The organism is Nocardia kruczakiae NBRC 101016 (genome assembly GCF_001612965.1).
GTDB classification, from domain to species: Bacteria; Actinomycetota; Actinomycetes; order Mycobacteriales; family Mycobacteriaceae; genus Nocardia; species Nocardia kruczakiae.
Map to the genome: position 1 here is coordinate 13,983 of NZ_BDBL01000002.1, position 25,071 is coordinate 39,053.

23 protein-coding genes are annotated in these 25,071 nt (G+C 67.4%); 11 read left to right on the top strand and 12 right to left on the bottom strand.

Annotated elements, in window-relative coordinates; all coding sequences use genetic code 11:
- Nucleotides 1–23: 23 nt before the first annotated feature.
- Entirely contained in the window at nt 24–1,544 is a 1,521-nt protein-coding gene (locus NK1_RS01445; protein WP_063006820.1) for a long-chain-fatty-acid--CoA ligase, read from the bottom strand.
- A gap of 48 nt (nt 1,545–1,592) precedes the next feature.
- A complete protein-coding gene (locus NK1_RS01450) occupies nt 1,593–2,498 on the bottom strand; it encodes a cyclase family protein (protein WP_063006821.1) in 906 nt (301 codons plus the stop codon).
- Between the two features lie 491 nt (nt 2,499–2,989).
- On the opposite strand from NK1_RS01450, the gene NK1_RS01455 reads away from it, so the two are divergent.
- Complete coding sequence (locus NK1_RS01455) at nt 2,990–4,258, top strand: lipase family protein (protein ID WP_157104047.1); 1,269 nt, start codon at nt 2,990–2,992, stop codon at nt 4,256–4,258.
- A gap of 88 nt (nt 4,259–4,346) precedes the next feature.
- Here the strand turns inward: NK1_RS01455 and NK1_RS01460 are convergent, their stop codons facing one another.
- The 5 genes from NK1_RS01460 to NK1_RS01480 form a co-directional block, all read right to left on the bottom strand.
- On the bottom strand, nt 4,347–5,498 hold the full coding sequence (locus NK1_RS01460; protein WP_063007009.1) for an acetyl-CoA C-acetyltransferase: 1,152 nt from the start codon (nt 5,496–5,498) through the stop codon (nt 4,347–4,349).
- Nucleotides 5,499–5,541: 43 nt separating this feature from the next.
- Nucleotides 5,542–6,204 carry a TetR/AcrR family transcriptional regulator gene (locus NK1_RS01465; RefSeq protein ID WP_036497604.1) on the bottom strand — a complete coding sequence of 221 codons (663 nt, stop codon included), beginning with the start codon at nt 6,202–6,204 and terminating at the stop codon, nt 5,542–5,544.
- Between the two features lie 45 nt (nt 6,205–6,249).
- On the bottom strand, nt 6,250–6,984 hold the full coding sequence (locus NK1_RS01470; protein WP_063006823.1) for a hypothetical protein: 735 nt from the start codon (nt 6,982–6,984) through the stop codon (nt 6,250–6,252).
- 252 nt (nt 6,985–7,236) lie between these two features.
- On the bottom strand, nt 7,237–8,031 hold the full coding sequence (locus tag NK1_RS01475) for an SDR family oxidoreductase (protein ID WP_063006824.1): 795 nt from the start codon (nt 8,029–8,031) through the stop codon (nt 7,237–7,239).
- 46 nt (nt 8,032–8,077) lie between these two features.
- A complete protein-coding gene (locus NK1_RS01480) occupies nt 8,078–9,259 on the bottom strand; it encodes an acyl-CoA dehydrogenase family protein (RefSeq protein WP_245660316.1) in 1,182 nt (393 codons plus the stop codon).
- A gap of 242 nt (nt 9,260–9,501) precedes the next feature.
- Here NK1_RS01480 and NK1_RS01485 point away from each other — a divergent pair, with 242 nt between their 5' ends.
- The 8 genes from NK1_RS01485 (at nt 9,502) to NK1_RS01520 (ending at nt 18,469) form a co-directional block, all read left to right on the top strand.
- The gene (locus NK1_RS01485; protein WP_063006825.1) at nt 9,502–11,049 is read left to right on the top strand and encodes a FadD3 family acyl-CoA ligase; all 1,548 of its coding nucleotides are present in this window, start codon (nt 9,502–9,504) and stop codon (nt 11,047–11,049) included.
- Nucleotides 11,050–11,132: 83 nt separating this feature from the next.
- Nucleotides 11,133–11,939 (top strand): enoyl-CoA hydratase, encoded by an 807-nt coding sequence (locus NK1_RS01490; RefSeq protein ID WP_245660318.1) that lies wholly within the window; start codon nt 11,133–11,135, stop codon nt 11,937–11,939.
- A complete protein-coding gene (locus NK1_RS01495; RefSeq protein WP_063006826.1) occupies nt 11,940–13,070 on the top strand; it encodes an acyl-CoA dehydrogenase family protein in 1,131 nt (376 codons plus the stop codon). It begins immediately after the preceding gene.
- A gap of 55 nt (nt 13,071–13,125) precedes the next feature.
- Complete coding sequence (locus tag NK1_RS01500) at nt 13,126–14,130, top strand: acyl-CoA dehydrogenase family protein (RefSeq protein WP_063006827.1); 1,005 nt, start codon at nt 13,126–13,128, stop codon at nt 14,128–14,130.
- A gap of 31 nt (nt 14,131–14,161) precedes the next feature.
- Complete coding sequence (locus NK1_RS01505; protein ID WP_063006828.1) at nt 14,162–15,247, top strand: acyl-CoA dehydrogenase family protein; 1,086 nt, start codon at nt 14,162–14,164, stop codon at nt 15,245–15,247.
- A 401-nt stretch (nt 15,248–15,648) separates the two neighbouring features.
- Nucleotides 15,649–16,149 (top strand): MarR family winged helix-turn-helix transcriptional regulator, encoded by a 501-nt coding sequence (locus NK1_RS01510; protein ID WP_245660301.1) that lies wholly within the window; start codon nt 15,649–15,651, stop codon nt 16,147–16,149.
- A gap of 8 nt (nt 16,150–16,157) precedes the next feature.
- Entirely contained in the window at nt 16,158–17,411 is a 1,254-nt protein-coding gene (locus tag NK1_RS01515) for an MFS transporter (protein ID WP_063006829.1), read from the top strand.
- 308 nt (nt 17,412–17,719) lie between these two features.
- Entirely contained in the window at nt 17,720–18,469 is a 750-nt protein-coding gene (locus NK1_RS01520; protein ID WP_063007012.1) for a DUF427 domain-containing protein, read from the top strand.
- Between the two features lie 57 nt (nt 18,470–18,526).
- Here the strand turns inward: NK1_RS01520 and NK1_RS01525 are convergent, their stop codons facing one another.
- From NK1_RS01525 to hsaA, 5 genes are all read right to left on the bottom strand, one after another.
- Nucleotides 18,527–19,435, bottom strand: coding sequence for an AraC family transcriptional regulator (locus NK1_RS01525; RefSeq protein ID WP_063006830.1), 909 nt, complete (start codon nt 19,433–19,435; stop codon nt 18,527–18,529).
- A 223-nt stretch (nt 19,436–19,658) separates the two neighbouring features.
- Nucleotides 19,659–20,249, bottom strand: coding sequence for a 3-hydroxy-9,10-secoandrosta-1,3,5(10)-triene-9,17-dione monooxygenase reductase subunit (gene hsaB, locus NK1_RS01530; RefSeq protein ID WP_063006831.1), 591 nt, complete (start codon nt 20,247–20,249; stop codon nt 19,659–19,661).
- 23 nt (nt 20,250–20,272) lie between these two features.
- Nucleotides 20,273–21,172: an iron-dependent extradiol dioxygenase HsaC gene (gene hsaC, locus NK1_RS01535; protein WP_063006832.1), complete on the bottom strand. Its 900-nt coding sequence runs from the start codon at nt 21,170–21,172 to the stop codon at nt 20,273–20,275.
- Entirely contained in the window at nt 21,169–22,050 is an 882-nt protein-coding gene (gene hsaD / locus NK1_RS01540) for a 4,5:9,10-diseco-3-hydroxy-5,9,17-trioxoandrosta-1(10),2-diene-4-oate hydrolase (RefSeq protein ID WP_062994499.1), read from the bottom strand. Before hsaD ends, hsaC begins: the two co-directional genes overlap by 4 nt.
- Nucleotides 22,050–23,219, bottom strand: coding sequence for a 3-hydroxy-9,10-secoandrosta-1,3,5(10)-triene-9,17-dione monooxygenase oxygenase subunit (gene hsaA, locus NK1_RS01545; RefSeq protein ID WP_030517284.1), 1,170 nt, complete (start codon nt 23,217–23,219; stop codon nt 22,050–22,052). Before hsaA ends, hsaD begins: the two co-directional genes overlap by 1 nt.
- A gap of 225 nt (nt 23,220–23,444) precedes the next feature.
- Here hsaA and NK1_RS01550 point away from each other — a divergent pair, with 225 nt between their 5' ends.
- On the top strand, nt 23,445–24,662 hold the full coding sequence (locus tag NK1_RS01550) for a 3-ketosteroid-9-alpha-monooxygenase, oxygenase component (protein WP_063007013.1): 1,218 nt from the start codon (nt 23,445–23,447) through the stop codon (nt 24,660–24,662).
- Entirely contained in the window at nt 24,662–24,979 is a 318-nt protein-coding gene (locus NK1_RS01555) for a hypothetical protein (protein ID WP_039775843.1), read from the top strand. The genes NK1_RS01550 and NK1_RS01555 overlap by 1 nt, the downstream gene beginning before the upstream one ends.
- Nucleotides 24,980–25,071: the final 92 nt, after the last annotated feature.

Genomic DNA, 25,071 nt, shown 5'->3' on the forward strand with positions numbered 1-25,071 from the left:
CGGACCGCCGGGTCCGGCACGGTTCAGGAGAACTGTTCGCGGAGATCGCGTTTGAGAATTTTGCCGGTGACGTTCTTGGGGAGCGCGTCGACGAATTCCACTCGCCGCGGCACCTGGAATCCGCCCAGGTGTTCGCGGCAACCGGCGATGATGTCCTCGGCCGTGGCGCTCGCCGTGTCACGCAGGACGACCACCGCGCACACCACTTCGCCCCAGGTGTCGTCGTGGACGCCGATCGCGGCCGCCTCAGCGACTTGGGGATTCCGGTACAGCGCCTGTTCGACCGTCAGCGAGGCGACATTCTCACCGCCGCTGATGATCAGATCCTTCTTCCGGTCGACGATGTAGACGAAGCCCTCCTCGTCCTGGCGGACCATATCGCCGGTGCGGAACCAACCGTCGGTGAACGATTCCGCGGTGGCCCGGGGATCGTTCCAGTAGCCGACGGTCACCTGATCCGCACGCACCACCATTTCGCCGATCTGTCCCCGCGCCACATCGGCGAAATCCTCGTCGACGATGCGAACATCGGCCAGCCGCATGGGTTTTCCGGCCGAGGCGAGCAGATGGGTCTCCCCGCGCGCCGCGCGCCGGTGGGCCTGTTCGTCCAGATGCAGGATGTTGCCGGCGAGCTCGGTCATCCCCATGCCCTGATAGAAATCGCAGCCGAACCGTTCCAGCCCCGCGCGCAGCACCGCGGACGGAATGGCGGAGGAACCGTAACCGATCGCCTGCAGCGTCTTCAGCGAATGACGCTCCAATGCCGGATCCTGCAGCAGGAAATTGATCATCGTCGGCGCCAGGCCGGTCTGGGTCACCTGCCATTCGTCGACCAGCCGCAGGAACGTCGCGTTGTCGTAGGCGCGCAGGATGCCCACGGTGGCACCGATCAGGTGATTGACCAGCACCACGTAACCGCCGACGTGGCACAGCGGGAAGCAGAACAGGAATACGGTCTCCTCCGGCACCGACCACTGCAGGGCCGAAGAGTTCACGCCCGCAAGCAGATTGCGATGCGAGACCATGACACCCTTCGGCGCGCCGGTCGTCCCGCTGGTGTAGACCAGCCACGCCACATCGCCGGGATCGGGACGATAGACAGGCGCCGCGGCCGACGCCGTGCCGACGAACTCGTCCCATCCGAGCGTGCCCGGGGCGGCGCCGATCGACACCACCGTGGTCACCGACGGGATCCGGTCACGGATGCGGTCCACCAGGTCGGCGAACTCCGCGGCGACGATCAGCACCCGAGCACCGGAATGCTCGATCAGGCCGGCGAGCTGATCCTCGTGCAACCGGAAGTTGAGGATCGTCAACGCCATTCCCGCCATCGGAACGCCGTAGTAGCACTCCAGATACTGCGGGCAGTTCGCCGACAGGATCGCGACCCGGTCACCCGGCTCGGCCACGCCGAGCAGCGCATTCGCGAGGCGGCGGCAGCCGTCGCGCAATTGCCGGTAATCGATCACCTCCTGCTCGAAGCGCACCGCGATCCGGTCGGGATGTTTACGCGCCCCGTATTCGACGATGTCACCGATCAGCATCTGTCCGAACTCCTTGCCGATTCGAAATCCATGGCAGCTGCGCCCTTCTCACCGAATCGCGAGCGGGTTGATCGGTGAGCCGACGCCGCGCGTGAACTGCAGGGGCGGCCCGGCGTAGAAGAAGTCCCAGCGCCCGTCGCCCGCGCAGGCCTGCGCCAGATCCTCGAAGTCGAGCATTTCCGCGAGGGTCAGGCCCATATCGCGGATGAGCACCATATGCAGTTCGAACGCGGTTCCCGGATGTTCGCCGGGCATCACCTCCACCGCCCAGTTGTCGGAGCCGACGACGGCGACGTCCTTGTCGCGCAGCCAGGTCGCGCACGCCAGGCTCAGCCCCGGCTCACCGGCCATGAAGCCGTGCGGATCACCGTCGGTGAGGAATTTCTTGCGCCAGCCCGTGCGGATCAAGAGGATGTCACCGGCGCCGACATCCACGCCCTGCGCGGCCGCGACGGCGTCGAGTTCGTCGGGGCCGATCGCGGTTCCCGCCTCGAGCCAGTCCACGCCGCGATGGCGAGCCACGTCCAGCAGCACACCGCGCCCGGCGATACCGCCGGACTGGGTGTGGATACCGCATTTGTCGGCGCCCTTGACCGTCACTCCGGAGCCGGGGTGACCGTTGTACAGCTCGTCGTCGTAGTGCACGTGCGCCAGCGAGTCGTACTGGGAACCGGCCTGCAACGGCATGAAGACGAAATCGTCGGCCCATTTGAAACCGCCGGGAAGCACCTGCTCCTGGCCGTTCTCCGACATCAACCGCATCGGATTGATGCGCGCACCGCCGGGCTGCGGACCGTCACCGTCGAGCGGGATACCGAGTTTGAAGGTCTCACCGGTGCGAATCAGCGCCGCGGCGGCCACCACGCGCTCCGGCGTGATCAGATTCGTGGTTCCGCGCTCGTCGTCGGTCCCCCACCGACCCCAATTGCTGACCTTCCGGCCCAGAGCGCGCATCTCGGGAACTTCGGGCACCGTTGCCTCCTGAACTGTTTATGACGTGACAGTCATGTCAACTTCGTGCCGCAAGTGTGTCCGACAGCACTTTCGGTGTCAATAGGCGGATGTCAGGTTCACGCCGATCGCAGCCGGGGGCGACTGCCGGACCAGGGGGGACGACGATGCCGTGAACCGCGCGGGCGGGCCGGAGCCGGCCGGACGCGATAGCGCGCGGCTATACGAGAAAATCGCTCGCGCGTCGCGGTCCAGCATTCGAGACGGGTCGGTTTCACTTCACGCCCAACAATCCGATGTTCGACACGAACATCCCCATTGACAAGCAGTCGATTTCCGAAACCGCACAGTTGATTTTCACCATATTGACGTGCGAGGGTGATTGGGTTCACACTACCAACGAGTAACCGGACGATGGTGTCCGGTTTGGGTAGAAGGGGACTCTGGTGAAACGAGGACGCGCAGTCCTTCAGATCGCGACCGCCGTCGCGGCCATGTCATTACTCGTCGGCTCCACGACCGGTCTCGCACCGAGTGCGCATGCGGCATCCGATTCGTTCTACGAGTACACCGGCGCGGCGCCGCTGTCCTCGATCGCCCCGGGAACCGTGTTGCAGACCCGCACGCTGCCGTACCACTTCGCCGGCATCCCGACGCCGGTCACGGCGGTGCAGTTGCAGTACCGCACGACCGACGCCCAGCAGCGCCCGGCCGTGAACGTCACCTCCGTACTCCTGCCGCCGACCGGCGTCGATCCCACGAAAGCCGTTGCCTACCAGTCGTTCTACGATTCGCTGAATCCCGAGGACGGGCCGTCGCGGTCGGTCGCGGGCAATGTGTCCTTCGGCGGGGCGGTGAACAATGTGGAAGGTCAGCTGGTCGCGCCGCTGCTGGCGCAGGGCTACACGATCATCGTCGCCGACACCGAGGGCCAGGCGGCCGATTTCGCCGCCGGCCCCGAATACGGGGTGAACACCCTCGACTCCATCCGGGCGGCCACCCACTCAGCGCAGGTCGGGCTGAACGAGCAGACCCGCGTCGCGCTATTCGGATATTCCGGCGGCGCGATCGCCACCAACTGGGCCGCGGCACTGGCGCCGGTCTACGCCCCGGATGTCGACCGGCAGCTGGTCGGCGCGGCGGAGGGTGGCGTTCTGGTCAACCCCGCGCGCAACCTGCGCTACATCGACGGCAGCTTCGGCTGGGCCGGAGTGGCGGCGATGGCGGTGATCGGCATCGGCCGGTCCTACGACATCGACTTCTCGCCCTATATGAGCCCGTTCGGCGCCGAGATCCTGAACAGGATGCAGTACGCGTCCATCGCCAATGTGTTGTTCCAGTACCCGGGTCTGACCTGGGCGCAGATGGTGAAGCCGGAATACGCCGATCCCAACAGCGTGGCGCCGTTCGTCGAGGCGGTGCGCAAGGTCGACCTCGGACTGGCGCCGACACCGACGATTCCGATGCTCATCGGGCAAGGCGCCAACGGCGTGCTGGAAGGGACCGACAACGGTAAGCCGGTGTCCGGGCCCGGCGACGGCGTGATGGTCGCCGGCGATGTCCGCAGCCTGGCCCGGCAGTACTGCGATACCGGGAACTCCGCGATCCTGTATCGGCAGTACGACCTGCTCAGCCACACCCCGTCGACCATCGCGTGGCTACCGGAGGCCCTGCTCTGGATCGACGACCGGTTCGCGGGCCGGCCGGCCCCGGCCAACTGCGGCGCCATCGCTCCGGGCAACTCGCTGGACCCGGTGATCTGAGTCCGGGCGGACCTGTGCGAAGAGGCCCCGCGGTGTGCGGGGCCTCTTCCGTCTCACCGGACCGGTCTCGGCCGAAAGGCGAAGCGGCTCAGGAGATTCGCTCGATGATGGTGACGTTGGCCGTGCCGCCGCCCTCGCAGATGGTGAGCAGGCCGTAGCGGCCGTTCACGCGCTCGAGCTCGTTGAGCAGGGTGGCGAACAGCTTCGCGCCGGTGGCGCCGAGCGGATGTCCCAGGGCGATCGCGCCGCCGTGCACGTTCACCTTGTCGGGGTTCGCGCCGGTCTCCTTCAGCCAGGCCAGCACCACCGAGGCGAAGGCCTCGTTGATCTCGACGACGTCGATATCGTCGATGGTCAGCCCGGTCTGCTCCAGCGCCCACTTGGTCGCCGGGATCGGCGCGGTGAGCATATAGATCGGGTCGGCGCCGCGGGCACTGACGTGATGGATGCGGGCGCGCGGCTTCAAGCCGTATTCGGCGACGGCCCAGTCGGAGGCCAGCAGGGTGGCGCTGGCGCCGTCAGAGATCTGGCTGGCGACCGCGGCGGTCAGGCGGCTGCCCTCGCTGAGCGGCTTGAGTCCCGCCATCTTCTCCAAGCTGGTCTCGCGCGGGCCCTCATCGATCCAGAAATCGCCGACCGGCACGATCTCCCGATCGAAGGCGCCCTCGGCGATGGCCTTGCGGGCGCGCTCGTGGCTGCGAAGTGCCCAGCGCTCCATATCTTCCCGGCTGATGTCCCAGTTCTCGGCGATCAGCTGCGCACCGTTGAACTGCGAGACCTCACCGGTCCCGTAGCGGTGGTCCCAGCCCTTGGCGCCGACGAAGGGCGAGTCGAAACCGTACTCCTTACCGGCCAGCATGGCGGCCGAGATCGGAATGGCGCTCATGTTCTGCACCCCGCCGGCGACGATCACCTCGGCGGTGCCGCTCATGATGGCCTGGGCGCCGAAATTGATCGCCTGCTGGCTGGATCCGCACTGACGGTCCACCGTGACGCCGGGAACCTCCTCCGGATATCCGGCCGCCAGCCACGCCGTGCGGGCGATATTGCCGGCCTGCGGGCCGATGGCGTCGACACAGCCGAAGATCACATCGTCGACATTTCCGGGGTCGATGGCGTTGCGGCCCAGCAATCCCTGCAGTGCCGCCGCGCCGAGATCGGCGGGATGCACCCCGGCCAGCGCACCGCCGCGCTTACCGATCGGCGTCCGCACGGCATCGATGACGTAGGCCTCGCGCACCGGTGCGTACCGGCGGCGATCGGACGGTGTGGACATAACGCTCCTATTCGGATGTGCCGGATTCGGCGCCGGACTGCGATGCTCCGGAATGGACTGCGCCGGAACGGTTCTCGGGGTTGGTGAGTCCATCGAGCACGATGGTCAGATACTGCTTGGCGAGGGTGTCCGCGGTGATGCGTCCGCCGGGCTGATACCAGCGCACCGCGACCCAGACGGTGTCGCGCAGGAAGCGGAAGGCGAGTTCGACATCGAGTTCGGGACGGAAGCTGCCGTCGCGCACGCCCTCGGTGAGCACATTGCGCCACAGCTCCCGGAATTCCCGGTTGTATTCCGCGATGTAGTCGAAACGCGGTGTGTCGCTGAGCCTTTTGGCCTCGGCCTGATAGATCGCGACCGCCGAATGCCAGCGGTCGAACGATTCACAGGACGCGATGACCAACGCCTCGAGGGTGGCTCGCGGCGAGAGGTTGGAGGCGACGATCTCGCGGTAGCGGCCGAACAGATCGTCGAGGAAGCCGCGCAGGATCTCGTCCACCATCGCCTCTTTCGAGTCGAAGTGGTGGTAGAGACTGCCGGATAGAATCCCCGCCGCATCGGCGATATCGCGGACCGTGGTCGCACGCAGGCCGCGCTCGGCGAACAGGCCGGCGGCCAGGCCGAGCAATTCGTTGCGGCGTGCGGATTTGGAGGCCTCGGATGCGGTCACTCGGCCATAATACAACCAAGCATTTGCTTGGTCTATGGTGGTGGCTCACCGAATGGAATAACGCAGCGGCGAGGACATCGACAGATCGGCGAGCAACCGATCGCAGATCTCGGGCGGCGGGATTCCGGCGCGTTTCATCCGGGCCACCAGCGCGAGCCGGCGCTCACAGCTGTCCCATTCCACGAGTAGCGACCCCCGGCCGGGTCCCGCATCCACGGTTGCCATCGCCCGCGGTGGGCCGCCCGGTTCCGGAATTTCGCTGAGTTTGAGCACGATGCCGCGCCGCCACGCCAGATAGGTGTCGCGATCGGCGGCGCCCTCCAATTTGCCGGTGGCCGCGGCCAGCCCCCGATCGATGCCGTCGGCGAAGGCGAGGCGATCGAACCGGAACCGGCGGCAGCGCCGCACCACCTCCAGCAGATCGGCGCGCACCTCGCACAGCAGGGCGGTCTGCTGCCGGCGGCGTTCCCCGCCGGGATCGGATTCCCCCGGGCCGCAACCGGTGCCGATGCGCCGCACCCGGCGCCGATCGCGGGCCATATCCGCGCGCAGAGCGGCACGCGGATCACGCGTCACCTCGGCCTCGTCCACCTCGTGCTCACGCAGGATCTGCGCGGCACGCCTCGCGGTCGCGCGCGCACCGGCGTGATCGAGCAGTTCGGCGCCGAGGGTGAGAGCGGCGAGCACGATCTCGTCCTGCCGCCGCCGCGCGAGCACCACCTCGCGGATCAACTCGAGTTCCAGTACGTCGTCGTCTTCCTGTCGACCGTCCAGACCCATGGGTCGTGGTCCCTTCGAACTGTCGGAACCGGACGTTCTCAGGATCGCACAGCTAGGGGAGCTCAGCGCTACCCGATTTCACACCGGACCCCCCGGTCGACCTCCTCGAGTCAGTGCGCCCGCATGGGTTTCGGCCCGCCTCGATTTTGGAGCGACGGAGGGAGGGAGCGCAGCGACTGACCGGAGGAGTGAAAAATCGAGGCCCAGGGGGCCGAAACTCCGCCGGAGCGAAGCGGAGGCCAAAAACACAGCTCAAGCGCGCTGGCTGCTCACGGAGACGATCTCGCCTGTCATGTAGGAGGTGTAGTCGCTGGCGAGCATCGCGATGGTGGCCGCGACCTCCCACGGCTCGGCGGCCCGGCCGAACGCCTCGCCGGCGGCCAGCCGGTCGAGCAGTTCGGTGGAGCTCACCTTGTCCAGGAACGGGTGGCGGGCGATGCTCGGCGCGACGGCGTTGATCCGCACGCCGAGTTCCGCGGCCTCCACGGCGCTGCAGCGGGTCAATGCCATGACACCGGCCTTGGCGGCGGCGTAGTGGGCCTGGCCGTGCTGCGCCCGCCAGCCGAGCACGCTGGCGTTGTTGACGATCACGCCGCCGTGCCCGGCGGTGCGGAAGTAGTTCAGCGCGGCGCGGGTGCAGCGGAAGGTGCCGTTCAGGGTGATGTCGAGGACGCGGTCCCACTGTTCGTCGGTCATGTCGACGACCGGTGTCTCACCACCCAGGCCGGCGTTGTTGACCATGATGTCGATGCGGCCCAGCCGCTGCGCCGCGGCCCGGATCAGTTCGTCGACCTGTTCGGTGCTGGTCACATCGCAGACCACCGAGGCGACCTTGCGCTGCGGGAATTCCGCGGCCAGTTCCTCCTCGGTCTGCTTCAGCCGGCGTTCGTGCCAATCGGAGACCACCACGTCGGCGCCCTCGTCGAGCATGCGGCGCGCGGTGGCCGATCCGATACCCGTACCGGCGGCGGCGGTGATCACGGCGACCCGGCCGGCGAGTAGCCCGTGACCGGAGACCGGCTGGGGCGGAACCGAGAGATCAGGCACTGTAGGTCCTTCCTTACGACCGAATATCGGCTTCGGCCGATGGTTGTCAGCGGGCTTCGCGGGGCAGGCCGAGCACGCGTTCGGAGATGATGTTGCGCTGCACCTCGTTCGAGCCGCCGTAGATCGTGTCGGCGCGGGTGAACAGATACAGGCGCTGCCATTGGTTCAGGTCGTCCGCGGGATGCGGATCGAGGGCGGATCCGGTGCCGCCGACCGGAGGCCGGGCGATCAGGCCTTCGGCGCCCAGCACGTCCATCGCCAGTTCGCCGAGGCCGCGATGCCAGTTGGCCCACAACAGCTTCGAGACCGAGGCCTGGCCCGCGGCGGTCCGGGCGTCGACGTTCTGATGGGCGGATTCCAGGGTCCGCAGGGCGTGTGCGCGCAGGACGCGCAACCCCACCCAGGCCTGGTCGATGCGCTCGGCCAGGGCCGGATCCTCCAGGGCCCCATTGGCTTTCGCCACCGCCTCCAGATTCGACAGTTCGCGCGCGAAGCGGATCTGCTGGCCGACGGTGGAGATGCCGCGCTCGAAGGTCAAGGTGCCCATGGCGACTCGCCAGCCCTCGCCGGGCTCGCCCACCACCAGGTCGGCGGCGGTGCGGGCGTTGTCGAAGAACACCTCGTTGAATTCGGCGGTCCCGGTGAGCTGGATGATCGGGCGCACCTCGATACCGGGCTGCTTCATCGGCACCAGCAGATAGGACAGTCCGTGGTGGCGGGTCGAGCCGGGTTCGGTGCGGGCGATGACGAAGCACCAGTCCGACAGATGCGCCAGCGAGGTCCAGATCTTCTGGCCGTTGATCGACCATTCGTCACCGTCGAGCCGGGCGCTGGTCGACACGTTCGCCAGGTCCGAACCGGCCCCGGGCTCGGAATATCCCTGACACCATAGTTCGGTGACCGAGCGGATGCCGGGCAGGAAGCGCTGTTTCTGCTCCTCGGTGCCGAAGGCGAGCAGGGTCGGGCCGAGCAGCTCCTCCCCCAGGTGCGAGACGCGCGCCGGAGCGTTCGCGCTCGCGTATTCCTCGTGGAAGATCACCTGCTGGCGCAGGGTCGCCGCCCGGCCGCCGTACTCGACCGGCCAGCCCAGGCAGGTCAGTCCCGCCGCGGCGAGGTGGCGGTCCCATTCCAGCCGCTCGTCGAAGGCTTCGTGCTCGCTACCGGGCCCGCCGAGCCCGCGCAGCTCGCGGAACTGTCCGTTCAGATTCTCGGCCAGCCATTCCCGCACTTCGGTGCGGAATTCCTGGTCGGCCGCGTTTTCCGTACCGGAGGCCGCCGCGCCGGAGGCATCCGCACCGGCGGCGGAATCGGGGGTCTGGATCGCACTCACTCCGGTAGAGTAACCTACCAAGCACTTGCTTTGTAGGGCAGTGAGCTCTGCAGCGCGAATCGACCGACGGACCGAGCCGTCACCACGCCGGAAAACCGGCTGCTCGGCCCGTCGACCAGCGTGTAGAAGACGAGGACGACGTGACACCCCCTGTGCAGACCACCCCTCTCGCCCTGCACGAAGCCGCGCGCATCCACGGCGATGCGCCGGCGGTGAGCGACGGCGAGGTGCAGCTGAGCTGGGCGCAACTACTCGACGCCGTGCGGGAGACGGCCGGGGCGCTGATCGCGCGCGGAATCCAGCGCGGCGATCGGATCGCGATCTGGGCGCCCAACACCTGGCACTGGGTGGTGGCCGCGCTGGCCACGCACTACACCGGCGCCGCGCTGGTTCCGCTCAACACCCGCTACGTCGCCGACGAGGCCGCCGATGTGATCGCCCGGGTGGACGCGAAGGCGCTGTTCATCGCCGATCCGTTCCTGGGCCGGCAGCGCCTCGCGGAATTGCGCGCCGCCGCACCGGGATCGGCGGTCGGCACGGTCATCGTCATTCCGGCCGAGGGAGAGTCGGCCTACGACGACGCCATCGCCTGGTCACAACTGCCCGAACTGGCCGCGCAGACGCCGGTGGAGAAGGTGATCGCCCGCGCGGAATCGGTCGAGCCCGACGACATCGCCGACATCCTGTTCACCTCCGGCACCACCGGACGCAGCAAGGGCACGCTGGTCGCCCAGCGCCAGGCGCTCGATGTGGTGCGCGCCTGGGTGGAGCGGTCGACGCTCAACAGTTCCGATCGCTATCTGGTGATTCCGCCGTTCTTCCACAACTTCGGCTACAAGGCGGCGATCCTGGCCTGCCTGGTCACCGGCGCGACCATCGTCCCGCAGGCGACCTTCGATGTGCCGCAGACGATGCGGATGGTGCAGGAGCAGGCCATCACCGTATTGACCGGCCCGCCGACGATCTACCAGACCATCCTGGAACATCCCGCCCGCGCCGATTTCGATCTGAGCAGCCTGCGCGTGGCCGTCACCGGCGCCGCGACCGTACCGGTGGTGCTGGTCGAAAGAATGCGCAGCGAACTGGAATTCGAGGTGGTCGTCACCGCCTACGGCCTCTCGGAATCCTCCGGCTTCGGCACCATGTGCCTGCCCGACGACGATCCGGAGACCATCGCCAATACTTCCGGTGCGGCCATGGCCGGATTCGAGGTGCGCATCGGCGATCACGGTGAGGTGTTGCTGCGCGGGCCGAATGTGATGGTCGGCTACCTCGACGATCCCGAGGCCACCGCCAAGACCATCGACGCCGAGGGCTGGTTGCACACCGGCGACGTCGGCATCCTCGACGAGCGCGGCTATCTCAAGATCACCGACCGGCTCAAGGACATGTACATCTCCGGCGGCTTCAACGTCTACCCGGCCGAGATCGAACAGACCCTGGCCCGGCTCGACGGCGTCGCCGAATCCGCCGTGATCGGGGTGCCGGACGAGCGGATGGGCGAGGTCGGCAAGGCCTACATCGTGCGCCGGGCGGGGGCCGACCTGTCCGAAGACGACGTCATCGCCTACGCGAAGAAGACTCTGGCCAATTTCAAGGTGCCGCGATTCGTGGAGTTCCGGGACCGGCTGCCCTACAGCGCCGCCGGCAAGGTGCTCAAGCGGCAACTACGTGAGGAGATCTCGTGACCACAGACGCAACCCCCGCGCCGATTCCGGACGAGGGTGAGGTCGTCACCTACGAGCGCCGCGGTCCGATCGCCCTGGTCACGATGAACCGGCCGGACTACCGCAACGCCCAGAATTCGGTGATGACCTATGCGCTCGACGCCGCTTTCACCCGCGCGGTCGAGGATGCCGAGGTCAAGGTGATCATCCTGGCGGGCAGCGGCAAACACTTCAGCGCCGGGCACGACATCGGCACGCCCGGACGCGACCATCACATCGAATACGACAACAAGGCCGCGCTGTGGTGGGACCACGTCGACCGGCCCGGCGGCGATCAGCGCTTCGCCCGGGAGCTCGAGGTCTACCTCGGCATGTGCCGGCGCTGGCGCGAGATCCCCAAGCCCACCATCGCGATGGTGCAGGGCGCCTGCATCGCCGGCGCGATGATGCTGGCCTGGGTGTGCGACATGATCGTCGCCGCCGACGACGCGTTCTTCTCCGATCCCGTTGTGCGGATGGGCATTCCGGGCGTCGAGTACTTCGCGCACCCGTGGGTGCTGGGACCGCGGCGGGCCAAGGAGGTGCTGTTCACCGGTGATCGGTTCAGCGCCGAGCAGGCCTACGAATGGGGCATGGTGAACCGGGTCGTGCCGCGCGCCGAGCTGGAATCGCACACCCTCGAACTGGCCGAGAAGATCGCCACCATGCCGCAATTCGGCCTGGCGCTGACCAAGAAGGCCGTCAACCAGTGCGAGGACCTGATGGGCATGCGCGCCGGCATGGATTCGGTCTTCGGCCTGCACCACTTCGCCCACGCCCACAACGCCGAGGTCGGCACCGACTCGCTGGCCGGTATGAACGCCAAGTCGATGAAGGCGACCGCAACGACCGCAGAACGGAGCGGCAAGTAGATGGATCTCGAACTCGATTCGGCCGCAGCGCAATTCCAGCTCGAAGTACGGGAATTCCTGCGCGCGAACGTCCCCACCGAACCGCTGCCGTCGATGGACACCCGGGAGGGTTTCGAGGCGCATCGCGCCTGGGAGCACACCCTCGCCGATGCCCGGCTCTCGGTGGTGTCGTGGCAGCGCGAATACGGCGGGCGTGACGCCTCGCTGCTCGAGTGGGTGCTGTTCGAGGAGGAGTACTACGCCGCGGGCGCGCCCGGACGGGTGAGCCAGAACGGCATCTTCCTGCTGGCCCCCACCCTGTTCGAACACGGCACGCCGGAACAGCTCGAACGCATCCTGCCGAGAATGGCTCGCGCCGACGACATCTGGGCGCAGGCGTGGTCGGAACCGGAGGCCGGTAGCGACCTCGCGGGCATTCGCTCCAGCGCGAAGCGGGTCGAGGGCGGCTGGGTACTCAACGGGCAGAAGACCTGGAGTTCGCGAGCCTCGTTCGCGGACTGGGCCTTCGGCCTGTTCCGCAGCGATCCGGAGGCCGAGCGGCACAAGGGCCTCACCTATGTGATGTTCCCGCTGTCCGCGGACGGTGTGACCGTGCGGCCCATCCCGCAGCTCGACGGCGAGCCCGGTTTCGCGGAGATCTTCCTGGACAACGTCTTCGTCCCCGATCGCGACGTGATCGGCGAACCGGGCGCGGGCTGGCGGGTGGCGATGAGCACCTCCAGCAACGAGCGCGGCCTCTCGCTGCGCAGCCCCGGCCGATTCAACGCCACGGCCGCGCGCTTGATAGAGCTGTGGCGCGAGACCACCGATCCGGCCGACACCGCGGCACGCAACCGCGTGGTCGACGCGTGGATCGGCGCGGAGGCCTACCGGCTCAACACGCTCGGCACCGTGACCCGGTTGTCGGAGGGCGGCAAACTCGGCGCGGAATCGTCGATCAACAAGGTCTTCTGGTCCGAACTCGATATCGCGATGCACGAGACCGCCCTGGATCTGCTCGGTGCCTCCGCCGAACGCAGCAGTGCCTGGACCGACGGCTACCTGTTCTCGCTGGCGGGCCCGATCTACGCCGGTACCAACGAGATTCAGCGCAATATCGTCGCCGAGCGCCTGCTCGGGCTACCGCGTTGAGATCCGCCATGTGCCATCCCGCCTCCCCGCGCCGCACCCCCGAATGGACCCATCGATGAGATTTGCACTCTCCCCCGAACAACGCGACTTCGCCGACAGCCTGCGCAAGATGTGCGACGCCGCGGGTACGCCCGCCGTCATCCGTAACTGGAACGGCGGCGGCGCCAGCGGCGGCCGGGCACTGATCCGGCAGTTGGCCGGCGCCGGCGCGTTGGGCCTGGCCGTAGCCGAGGAATACGACGGGATGGGCGCCGAGACCATCGACCTGGTGGTGGCGTGCCGGGAATTCGGCCGGGCCGCGGTGCCGGGTCCGGTGATCGAGACCGCCGCGGTGATTCCGGCGCTGTTGCAGGCACTCGACGATTCCGGCCCGGCGCGGCGATGGCTGCCCGGCTTCGCCGAGGGTGGAGCGCTCGGCACCATCGCGCTCTCGCCCGGCACACCGGCCCTCGACGCCGATTCCGCCGACGTGGTGCTGGTCGTGGACGGCGACAAGCTGTGCACGGCTCGCCGCGGCGACCGGATCGAATCCGTGGACGCGGCACGGCGGCTCTACTCGGTGCGCCCGGACGAGGTTGTGGCGCAAGGTGATTCGGTGCTCGCGGCGGCCGAGACGGCGTTCGACGCCGGTGCGCTGGCGGCCGCGGCGCAGCTACTGGGCGCGGGTAACGCGATGCTGGCCACCAGCGTCGCCTATGTGATCCAGCGGCATCAGTTCGGGCAGCCGATCGGGCGCTACCAGGCCATCAAACACCATCTGGCCGATGCGAAGATCGGCCTCGACATGGCCGAACCGCTGCTGTACCGCGCGGCACTGAGCTTCGATACCGCCGATCGCGCCCGCGACGTCTCGGCGGCCAAATTCGCCTGCGCGGAGGCCGCGTACCGGACGGCACGGATCGCCCTGCAGGTGCACGGCGCCATCGGCTACACGGCCGAATGCGATCTGTCGCTGTGGCTGACCAAGGTGACCGCGCTCCGATCCGCCTGGGGCACCGCCGATTTCCATCGCGCCCGGGTCGCCGCGGCGCTGCGTACACCGGTGGCGGCCGGCGCGTGAACGACCGATACGACGAGACGGGAGTACGGCGATGACCGATACCGCGGAACTGCAGGAATTGGCCGCGACCGTCCGCGCCGTCCTCACCCGCCACGGCGACCGGGCCGCACTGCGGCAGGCGATCGACAGTGAACTCGGCTACGACGAGCGGCTGTGGCAACTGCTGTGCGAGCAGGTGGGTGTGGCCGCGCTGGCGATTCCGGAGGAGTACGGCGGCGTCGGCGCCGACCTCGATACGGCGCTGGTGGTGCTCGAGGAACTGGGCCGCACACTGCACAACCCGCCGATGCTCGGGTCGGCGGTCCTCGGCGTCCAGGCGCTGCTCGCGACGGGCGATGCCGACGCGGCGCAACGATTGCTGCCCGGCGTCGCCGAGGGCACCCGGACACTCGCGGTCTGCTGGGCGGACGAAAAAGGCTGGGCCACAGGGGCACACGCAAGCGCGGCGCCGGGATACGCCGTGCGGGCGGACGGCGGCACACTGACCGGGACCGCGCACTACGTCCTCGACGGCGCCAACGCCGACACCCTGCTGGTGGTGACGACCGACGGCCTCTACGAAATCGACGCCACCGCAACGGGAGTCACCCGCACCGTCGTCCGGACCATGGATCCGACCCGGCGCCTGAGCACCGTCGCCTTCGACGGCGCGGCGGCCACCCGGCTGGGCGGGGATGCGGATGCGATCACGGCTCGCCTGCGCGCGGTCGCCTGGACCGCCCTGGCCGCCGAACAGGTCGGCGCGGCCGATCAGTGCCTCGACACGACCGTGGAGTACAGCAAGTCGCGCGTGCAGTTCGGCCGCGCGATCGGCAGTTTCCAGGCGCTCAAGCACCGCATGGCCGATATGTACGTGCTGGTCGAGTCGGCCCGCTCGGCCGCGTACGCCGCGATCGCGGATCTGGATCGACCGGTGTCCGCCGAGACGACGCTCGATCTCGAGTCGGCGCGTATCCACTGCTCGCACGCGTTCCGTTCGGTGGTGTCGGAGACCGTGCAGATGCACGGCGGTATCGCCATCACCTGGGAGCACGACGCACATCTGTTCTTCAAGCGCGCGCACGGCGATGCCGAACTGTTCGGGATGCCGGGACGGCCGCTCGCCCGGCCCGCCTGATCCGACCGGCCATCCCCGCGGCCGCGCTCGCGTACTCCGACCCCGCGCCCGACGGTCGCGGGGTCGAGTCGTATTCGGGACCCGGCCGTCCAGCTCTGCCGTTCGGCTGACGGGTAACGCCGGCAGCGACCGGGCTACCGCTGCGCCTACCGCTACCGGTGCGGCTGCGACTGCGGCAACAGGTGTGGCTGCGAATATCGGTGCCGCTGGGACTCCGGTGCCGGTGTGACTACGGCTGCGATTCCGGCTACCGCTGTGGCCTGAGGCTGGCGGGCGCGGCTGCGGCTGTCGCTGCCAGCAAGAGCGGTGCTGACCTGCTGAAACGAGCTGTGCGCGACGTCACGAGGAAATAGATAGTTAGGCTATGTACATACATAGTTAGCTTATGTAACATAATGGCCGTGCAGTCGAACGAGTCGCCCACCCTCTCGGATCCGGCCCGGAGCTCGGTCTCCACCCCGGATCCGGCCGAGGTGCTCATGGTCGACATCGCCGTCACCGCCGCGCGGCTCACTCGACTGGCCGGCACGCTGGGAACCCGAGCGCTCCCACGTGCGATGGTGCGGGCACTGTCCACGCTCGAAGAGCACGGTCCGCTGCGAATCAGCGAATTCGCGGAGATCGACGGTTGCTCCCAGCCCTCGGCAACGGCGCTGATCGGCCGGCTCACAGCCGCCGGACTCGCGGCACGCACCAAAGACCCCGACGACTCCAGAGCCGTGGTCGTCGAGCTGACGCCGGCGGGACGCGAACAGTTGTCCGTGTCCCGTCGCGCGTTCGGCACCGCCCTCGCGGCCCGGTTGCCCGACTTCGGCATCGACCGGCTCAGCCACCTCGAAAGTGAGCTGACCGATCTCCTCGAAGCCCTGAAATCGGCTGCACCACACACAGTCTCGAAGTAGGAGCGTTGATGAGCACAACTCTCTCATCACCGACCGCGACCGAGGCGACGACCACTCCGAAGACCAAGCAGCCCAAATCGGTATGGGCAGTAGCTTTCGCCTCGGTCATCGCCTTCATGGGTATCGGCCTGGTGGATCCGATCCTGAAACCGATCGGCGAACAACTGCACGCGTCACCGTCTCAGGTCACCCTGCTGTTCACCAGCTACATGCTGGTCACCGGTGTCGCGATGCTGATCACCGGCGTGGTGTCGAGCCGTTTCGGCGCCAAGAAGACGCTGCTCGCCGGCTTGGCCATCATCGTCGTCTTCGCCGCGCTGGCCGGATCGTCGGGCACGGTCGGGCAGATCGTCGGCTTCCGCGCCGGATGGGGACTGGGTAACGCGCTGTTCATCGCGACCGCATTGGCCACCATCGTCGGCGCGGCCAGCGGCGGGGTCGCCCGCGCCATCATCCTGTACGAGGCGGCACTGGGCATCGGTATCGCCGCCGGACCGCTGGTCGGCGGATTCCTGGGCGGATTCAGCTGGCGCGCACCGTTCTTCGGCGTCGCCGTCCTGATGGCGGTGGCGTTCGTCGCGATCGTCGTGCTGCTGCCGGAGATGCCGAAACCGGCCCAGCACACCTCGATCACGGCCCCCTTCAAGGCCTTACGGCATCGCGGACTGCTGCTGGTCAGCATCACCGCGCTGCTCTACAACTACGGCTTCTTCACCCTGCTGGCCTACACCCCGTTCCCGCTGAACATGGGCACCTATTCGATCGGGTTCATCTTCTTCGGCTGGGGTCTGCTGCTGGCGCTGGCATCGGTGGTCTTCGCGCCGCGACTGCAGCGCAAGTTCGGCACCGTCCCGATGATCGCGACCGCGCTGGCGCTGTTCGCCGCCGACTTGGCGGTCATGGCGATCTGGGCAGACCACAAGCCGGTGCTGATCGTGGGCACCGTACTGGCGGGCCTGTTCCTCGGCGTGAACAACACCCTGATCACCGAGGCCGTGATGATCTCCGCCCCGGTGGAACGCTCCACCGCCTCGGCCGCCTACAGCTTCGTCCGGTTCGTCGGCGGCGCCGCCGCCCCGTATCTGGCCGGCAAGCTCGGCGAACATCAGATGGCCCTCCCGTTCTGGGTCGGCGCCGCGTGTACCGCGGTCGGCGTCCTGGTGCTGCTCGGCGGCCGGTCGGCCCTGTCCCACGTGGACGACCACGACCCGGCCGAACACAGCCCCGCCGAAGCCGAAGCGATCACCGTCGGCGACGACTGACCGAACTCGTCGTCGCGGGCGACCCACCCCTCGCCCCGACGACACCCTCCGCTGCGGTACCCCTTCTCTGACCGCAACGGCGGTGAGCCGGAATCCCCTCGCGAAATCCGCAGGGGGTTCCGGCCTTTTTCCTGTCCACGTTCGCCGTGTCGGTGGTGAACAAATCGTGCAAACCTAGCCGTTCTCGGCAGTTTCCTCGCATTTTCACCGAGGTTTGCACGAAAAGTTCAGGCATACCGCTGCGCACGTCCCCACGAATCGAAACGCACTTGCCCGGTGCTGTCACCTTCCGCGCGTACCGTGGTGAAATGACCGAGACCAATCGGGGGCGGGTACGGACCGAGGCGGGGCATCGGCGGATTCGGGCCTACGTGGACGGGCAGGTCGTCGCGGATACCATCCGGCCGCTGCTCGTCTGGGAGAGTCCCTACTATCCCACCTACTATGTGCCGGTCGAGGACGTTCGCGCCGAACTGGTCGCGACGGGGTCGACCAAGCATTCCACGAGTCGCGGCGAGGGTGACATCTACGACGTGATGATCGGCGGGAGCACCAGACCCGCTGCGGCCCTTCGCTATCCGGAGTCGCCGATCCCGGAGTTGCGTGAGCACATCCGCTTGGATTGGGAACAGATGGATCGCTGGTTCGAGGAGGACGAGCCGATCTACGTCCATCCGCGCAATCCCTATACGCGCGTCGACATCCTGGCCAGTTCCCGCACGGTGCGGGTGGAGATCGGCGGAGAGGTTGTGGCGGAATCGAATTCGCCGCACATTCTCTACGAGACCGGACTCGTTCCGCGCTACTACCTGCCGCTGACCGATGTGCGGATGGATCTGCTCACGCCCTCGGCCACCACGACGAGCTGCCCCTACAAGGGCACCGCCGAGTACTACAACATCCGCGTCGGCGACACCGACTATCCCGATCTGGTCTGGTACTACCGCACTCCCCTGCCGGAGAGTCAGAAGATCGCCGGGCTCGTCTGCTTCTACAACGAGAAGGTCGAGCTGTACGTGGACGGGGTCCGGCAGGAACACTCGACCCCGTTCAGCTGAATTTCGGCGTTACCTCCGGCCCGGCGGCACAGGGCTTTCCGGTCGCATCCGGCCTCCTCACACCGCCAGGACGGGCGGCAACTCCTCGGCGCGGCGATAACGCCCGGGAGCGAGGGTGTACTCGCGCTTGAACGCCTTGGCGAAGGCGAATTCGGAGCCGTAGCCCACCCGGTGCGCGATCGCCGCGATCGGCAGGTCGGTCTCGCGCAGCAGGCGGGCGGCGGTGAGCATGCGCCAGCGGGTCAGATACGCCAGCGGCGCTTCGCCCACGGTCGCGGCGAAGCGGCGGGCCAGGGTGGCGCGGGAGACTCCCGCCACCGTACTCAGCTCGGGCACGGTCCAGGCCCGCGCGGGTTCGGCGTGCATGGCGCGCAACGCCGCCGACACCGCCGGATCGGCGAAAGCGCCTGCCCAGCCGGAAGTTTCGGCCTGTTCGTACCAGGACCGCAGGACGAACAGCAGCAGCGTATCCAGCAGCGCGGGTACGGCGGCGTCGGTGCCCGGCCGCGGTTCGGTGAGCTCGCCGACGAGCAGATCCACCGCGGCACGCAGCGCCGGGGAGCGGTCCGGATCGGCGGGTAGATGCAGGAAGTCGGGCAGTTGGTCCAGCAGCGGGTGGCTGCGGCCGCGGCTGACCTCGTACGCACCGCACAGCAGCGTCGTGCGCGCCCCCGGTCCGGGAAGTTCCCGTGGCTCCCCGGGCCTGGCCACCTCGGTGACCGCACTGTGCGGACTGTCCGCTAGCACATGCGCCGCACCGCGCGGCATGAACAGCACATCACCAGGCCCCATCACCACCGGCTCCGAATCCGGTGCCAGCAACCAGCATTCGCCCTGCAGCACGATATGGAATCCGGCGCCCGGGACCAGCGGATACCGCCTCCCCCACGGTGCATGCCGCACGAACAGACCGGAGGCGGGCATTCCGGTTCGCACCGCCGCCACCGTCTCGCTCAAGATGTCCACACACTGCCCCACTCGGCCGATCCCACACCGCGACGATCACCAGCATGCTGACCGATCCGGTCCCGGTCAACGCACCGGCACGGCAGCGCCCAACCGACACCGTGCTACGCCGACGTGCGGGCCCATTACGACCCGTCCGATGTATTCCGGATCCCGTCCGGCCACGCGAAACAGCGGAGGGCGGCCACCCGGAAAGGTGCCCGCCCTCGACGATTGCCCGGACCTACAACCAGGTGTCCAGGGTGGTGGTGGTGAGGAAGTGTTCGAGGTCGGCTCGCCAGGGGGCCGGAGTGGTCTTCTCGGGTTCGATGGCGGTGTACTGGCCGCGGTAGAAGAGAAGCGGCCTGCCGGAGTCCGTGGACTCCGACAGGGCCAGTACCCGGCCGATCACGATGTAGTGATCGCCGCCGTCGACGACGCTGTCCACCGTGCACTGGATCGTGGCCAGCGCGTCGTCCAGGACCGGAAGTCCCAGCTCCGAAGTGCTCCAGCCGATTCCGGCGAACTTGTCGGGTTCGCGGGAACCGAAGCGGGCACACACCTGTTGTTGTTCCTCGGCCAGGACGTTCACGCAGAACCGTCCCGACTGCTCGATCGCGGCCCAGGACCGCGATCCCTTGGTGGGACAGAACAGCACGAGCGGCGGGTCGAGGGAGAGGGCGGCGAAGGACTGACAGGCGAAACCGATCGGCGCCCGCTCGGTGTCCTCGGTCTCGGTGAAGGTGGTGATCACCGTGATACCGGTGCAGAACTGTCCCAGTACATTCCGGAACTGCCGGCCGTCGATCTCGGGGTATTCGCCCGTGGCGGTCATGGTTGTCGCCCTCTCCGCGCTCGCTACTTGAATCCCACCGTGAAGTCGTGACCCCACAGGCTCACCGCGGTGGATTCCCGCGCGATCCAGGAGTGGTCGTCGACTTCCAAACCCTCACAGCCGAATTCGATGTCGAATCCGCCGGGGGTCTTCATGTAGAACGACAACATCTTGTCGTTGATGTGCCGGCCGAGCGTGGCCGACATCTTGACCTTCTTGCGCAGCGCGCGATCCAGGCAGAGACCGACGTCGTCGGAATTCTCCACCTCGACCATGAGGTGCACGATGCCGGTCGGATTCGGCAGCGGCAGGAACGCCAGCGCGTGGTGGCGCGGATTGCAGCCGTAGAAGCGCAGCCACGCCGGGTCGCCGTCGGCGGGCCGGCCGACGACCTGCGGTGGCAGCCGCATCGAATCGCGCAGCCGGAACCCCAGGACGTCCTGGTAGAACGCCTGCGCCTCGGCATCGTCGGTGCAGGTCAGCACGACATGTCCCAGACCCTGTTCGGCGGTGACGAACTTGTGGCCGTAGGGGCTGACGAACCGCCGAGCCAGGTACTGAGCACCGTAGAACGCCTCGAGCGTATTGCCGGAGGGATCCTGGAAGCGGATCATGCCCTCGACGCGCCGCTCCGCGAGCTCGTCCTTGGTGCCCTCGTCGAAGGCGACGTCGGCCTTGGTCAACGTCTCCCGAAGTCGTTGCAGCCCAGGGGCATCGGTGACCTCCCAGCCCGAGACCTGCAGGCGGTCCTGCTCGCCCGGCACGATCACCAGGCGGGCGGGAAAATCGTCCATCCGCAGATAGAGGGCATCCGGATTGGGCCCGTCGGCCTCCATCATGCCGAGCACCTTGAGCCCGTACTCGCGCCAGGCGGCCACGTCGGTCGCCTCGATGCGCATGTACCCGAGCGCACGAATACTCATCGTGCCTCCTTCACACCGAAGAGGAAATCTGTTGCCAGCCGGTTGAATTCGTCGAACTTCTCCAACTGCGCCCAATGCCCGCACCCGCCGAACACGTGCAGTTGCGCGCGCGGGATGGTCTTCAGCGCGACCAGAGCACCGTCGAGCGGATTCACCCGGTCCTCACGGCCCCAGATGAGCAGCACCGGCTGGCGCAACTTGTACGCCTCCCGCCACAGCATGCCCTTCTCGAAATCCGCACTGGCGAACGACTTACCCATCGCGCGGGTCGCGGCCAGCGCTTCGGGTGTATTGGCCGAGGCGAAGCGCTCGTCGAGCAGTTCCGGCGTGATCAGCGACTGGTCGAAGACCATGATCCGCAGGAACTTCTCCAGATTGTCGCGGGTGGGCTCGACGTTGAACTTGCCCAGCGCCTTGACGCCCTCGGTCGGGTCCGGCGCGAACAGGTTGGTGCTCAGCCCGCCGGGACCCATCAGGACCAGCTTGCCGGCCCGGTCCGGATAGTCGAGCGCGAAGCGCACCGCCGCACCGCCGCCCAGCGAATTGCCCAGCAGGTGAACGCGTTCGGTGATGCCGAGGGTGTCGAGCAGATCCTTCAGCGCCGAGGCGCTGTGCACGAAGTACTGCGGGTGGTCGGTCGGCTTGTCCGACTGCCCGAAGCCCGGCTGATCCACGGCCAGCACGTGGAAGTGCTGCGCCAGCACCGGGATGTTGCGCGCGAAGTTCGACCACGACGAGGCGCCCGGACCACCGCCGTGCAGCAGCACGATGGTGGGACCGTTGCCCTCGCCGGCCTCGTGATAGTGCAGCTTCAGATCCGGGCGGACCTGGGCGAACTTCGAGGTGGACTCGTAGGTCAACTCCGAGACGGCGGTCATCACACCATCCCGTCGGTGACCGGCAGGCCGAACGCGTGGGTGCCGTACATCATGTAGGCGCGCTCGGGGTCGTTGGCGGCGTGCACGCGGCCGGCGTGCGCGTCGCGCCAGAACCGTTGCAGCGGAGTGCCGTTCGCGAGCGCGGTCGCACCCGAACTCTCGAACAGCTTGTCGATCGAGGCGATGGCCCGGCCGGTGGCGCGGACCTGATCGCGACGCGCCGCCACGCGCAGGTCGAACGGAATCTCCTCACCGGCGACCAGGAGCTTGTACTCGTCGGCGACATTGCCCGACAGCTGCCGCCAGGCGGCGTCGATATCGCTGGCGGCCTCGGCGATGCGCACCTTGGCGAACGGATCGTCCTTGGCCTTCTCACCGGCGTAGGCCGCGCGCAGGCGCTTGCCCTGATGCTCCACGTGCGCGTCCAGCGCGCCGTAGGCCATGCCGACGATCGGCGTGGAGATGGTGGTGGGATGGATGGTGCCCCACGGCATCTTGTAGACCGGGTCCGTGTTCTGCTGCAGACCGGGCGCGGTGAGGTCGTTCATGCTCTTGTAGCTGAGGAAGCGGTGCCGCGGCACGAAGACGTTCTCCAGCACCAGGGTGTTGGAGCCGGTGCCCTTGAGGCCCACCACATTCCACACGTCGTCGATGCGGTAGTCGGTGCGCGGGACCAGGAAGCTGCCGAAGTCGACCGGCTTGCCGTCCTTGATCACCGGACCGCCGACGAAGGTCCAGGTGGCGTGATCGCTACCCGACGACCAGGCCCACGAGCCGTTGACGATGTAGCCGTCGCCGCTCTCGGTCACCACGCCGGCGCCCATCGGGGCGTAGGAGGAGGAGATGCGGACCTGGGTGTCCTCGCCCCAGACCTCTTCCTGTGCCTGCTGGTCGAACAGCGCCAGATGCCAGTTGTGCACGCCGATGATGCCGGCCACCCAGCCGGTGGAACCGCAGGCGCTGGCGATCTTGCGCACGGTGTCGTAGAACACGACCGGGTCGGCGGCGTATCCGCCCCACTGGCGCGGCTGCAGCAACTTGAAGAAACCGGTCTCTTGCAGCGCCTTCATGGTCTCGTCTGGGATGCGGCGCAGATCTTCTGCCTCCTGCGCTTGTTCGCGCAGCTTCGGCAACAGTGCTTCGACCCGCTCGGTTACTTCTTGCGTCATCTCGGGGGCTGCTCCTGCCTGGTCGAAATCGGAACGGGTGTATCGGTCGCATTCCGTTCTGCGGAACCGATACTTGTCTTGAGACTAGAACACGTTCTTATTTATGTCGAGAACGGGTGTTCATTGTCCCACAACGAACACCTTTGCCTGGTAGTCAACGGAATAGCTGGCGCTGGGCCGCTCAATTTTGTAACGTGTTCTAGTACTTCCAGAGGAGGGATGACGATGGCAGAAACCGCACAGCGGAGCGGGAAGGTCCGCGAGATCGACGTCGGCTCGACACCGACGCGGTACGCGCGGGGCTGGCATTGCCTGGGCCTGGCCGAGACGTTCCGCGACGGTAAGCCGCATGCCGTGCAGGCTTTCGGCACCAAACTCGTGGTGTGGGCCGACAGCAACGACGAGCTGAAGGTGCTCGACGCCTACTGCCGCCACCTCGGCGGCGATCTCAGCATGGGCGAGATCAAGGGCGACTCCATCGCGTGCCCGTTCCACGACTGGCGCTGGGGCGGCAACGGCCGCTGCACCTCGATCCCGTACGCGCGGCGTGTGCCGCCGCTGGCCCGCACCCGCGCCTGGACCACCCTCGAGCGCAACGGCCAGCTCTACGTCTGGCACGACCACGAGGGCAATCCGCCGCCCGACGACGTCACCATCCCCTACATCGAGGGGCCCTACACCGACGCCGACGGCAATCCGGTCGAAGAGCGCAACGACGACTGGACCCCGTTCACCTGGAACACCATGCTGATCGAGGGCGCCAACTGCCGCGAGATCGTGGACAACGTGGTGGACATGGCCCACTTCTTCTACATCCACTTCGCCTTCCCGACGTACTTCAAGAACGTCTTCGAAGGTCACGTGGCCACGCAGTTCCTCGAGACCAAGGGCCGTCCGGACATCGGCGTGGCCGCCAAGTACGGCGGGGAGACGCTGCTGAAGTCGGAGGCGTCCTACTTCGGCCCGTCCTACATGATCAACCCGCTGACCAATATCTACGGCGGCTACCAGATCAAGGTCCAGCTGATCAACTGCCACTACCCGGTGACGCAGGATTCGTTCGTGCTGCAGTACGGCCTGTCGGTCGAGAAGCCCAAGGGCATCGACGACGAGACGGCGGAGAAGCTGGCCAAGTCCATGACCGACTTCTTCGGTGACGGCTTCCTGCAGGACGTGGAGATCTGGAAGCACAAGTCCAAGATCGACAACCCGCTGCTCTGCGAGGAGGACGGCCCGGTCTACCAGCTGCGCCGCTGGTACGACCAGTTCTACGTCGACGTCGCCGATATCGACCCGAAGATGGTGCAGCGCTTCGAATTCGAGGTCGACACCACCAAGGCCAACGAGCACTGGGAGGCCGAGGTCGCCGAGAATCTGCGGCGTAAGAAGGAAGAGGACGCGGCACAGCAGGACCCTGCCGTCAAGCAGGAGGCTGGTGCCTGATGGTCTCCTGGGCCAAAGCACCCGATTTCGCGGACCGCCCGGAACGCCGGGAGCAGGTGCGTGCCCAGACGGTCGTCGACAAGCAGCGCTATCTCGAAGACGGCCTGACGCCGGTGGCCTGCCGGGCATGCGGGGTGGAAGTCCTCGTCCGCAAGTCCTCCTCACACCAGCGTTCGGTGCAGTGGACGGTCAGCCCGGCCGAACACTGCCCGGTCTTCGCGAAACTGGCCGGGCCGGGGCGGCCGGATCCGTGCCCGGATCTGGAGAAGTCGATCCAGTATGCGATCGATGAGGGGATGCTGGCGATCGACGAGTAAGCAGGCGTGTGACTCGGGCCCGCCCACCGTATTCGACTCGGATCCGGTGGGCGGGCCTGAACTATTCGTGCAAACCTCCGCACGACAGGCGG